Genomic DNA, 1,134 nt, shown 5'->3' with positions numbered 1-1,134 from the left:
TAGCGGGCGGCCGGAAGGTGAATGCTAGGCATGATCTAACCCTCGGTCTCTGGCGTCGCGACTGCGAAATTTCGCGAGGGTTTCCGAGAAGGTGATTGCGCTTCGCAGATCTCCAGGCGCGTGGGTGCGGACGTAGTCAGCGCCATTGCCGATCGCGTGAAGTTCCGCCGCAAGGCTCGCTGGACCCAGATCCTTTACAGGAAGGCCAACGGTGGCGCCCAAGAAGGATTTCCGCGACACCGAGACCAATAGCGGAAGCCCCAACGCCGACTTCAGCTTTTGAAGGTTCGACAGCACGTGCAGCGATGTTTCCGGTGCGGGGCTCAAGAAAAATCCCATCCCCGGATCGAGGATGAGCCGGTCGGCAGCGACCCCGCTCCGTCGCAAGGCGGAAACCCGCGCCTCGAAGAACCGCACAATCTCGTCGAGCGCGTCTTCGGGTCGAAGGTGACCGGTGCGGGTGGCGATGCCATCCCGCTGCGCTGAGTGCATAACCACCAGCCTGCAGTCCGCCTCAGCAATATCGGGATAGAGCGCAGGGTCAGGAAATCCTTGGATATCGTTCAGGTAGCCCACGCCGCGCTTGAGCGCATAGCGCTGGGTTTCCGGTTGGAAGCTGTCGATTGAAACACGGTGCATCTGATCGGACAGGGCGTCTAAGAGCGGCGCAATACGTCTGATCTCATCGGCCGGCGATACAGGCCTCGCGTCCGGATGGCTGGCGGCCGGTCCGACATCCACGACGTCTGATCCGACTCGCAGCATTTCGATCGCCGCGGTGACAGCGCCGGCGGGGTCTAGCCGCCGGCTCTCATCGAAGAAGGAGTCCTCGGTGAGATTCAGAATGCCGAACACCGTCACCATGGCGTCGGCCTCCGCAGCGACTTCCACGATGGGGATCGGGCGAGCAAAAAGGCAGCAATTATGAGCCCCATACCTACAAAGCCCCACGCATCAAGCTTTTGCCCATGAAGCAACCAGGCAATGGCTGTAATTATGACGACGCCGAGTCCCGACCAGACTGCATAAGCAACACCGACAGGGATGGATTTCAGAACCAGAGAAAGAAAATAAAATGCGATGCCATAACCGATTATGACAACGGCGGAAGGGGCAAGCTTAGTAAAGCCCTCG

At 59.7% G+C, this 1,134-nt stretch carries 2 protein-coding genes; both read right to left on the bottom strand.

Translation table 11 applies throughout. The features are described from left to right. Nucleotides 1–24 precede the first annotated feature (24 nt). Nucleotides 25–864 carry a sulfonamide-resistant dihydropteroate synthase Sul1 gene (gene sul1, locus ACOTX2_RS25005; RefSeq protein ID WP_000259031.1) on the bottom strand — a complete coding sequence of 280 codons (840 nt, stop codon included), beginning with the start codon at nt 862–864 and terminating at the stop codon, nt 25–27. After that, the coding region (locus ACOTX2_RS25000; RefSeq protein ID WP_017900405.1) for a DMT family transporter at nt 858–1,134 on the bottom strand (277 nt) is incomplete at its 5' end. The genes ACOTX2_RS25000 and sul1, both read right to left, overlap by 7 nt.

The sequence above is a fragment of the Enterobacter cloacae complex sp. IR5412 genome, from assembly GCF_049237385.1.
Taxonomy (GTDB): domain Bacteria; phylum Pseudomonadota; class Gammaproteobacteria; order Enterobacterales; family Enterobacteriaceae; genus Enterobacter; species Enterobacter intestinihominis.
This window is presented reverse-complemented; position numbering and strand designations above follow the sequence as displayed.

Excerpts from the sequence above, each read along its gene's own strand:
- sul1 (WP_000259031.1), bottom strand. The coding sequence starts at position 864 with ATGGTGACGGTGTTCGGCATTCTGAATCTCACCGAGGACTCCTTCTTC.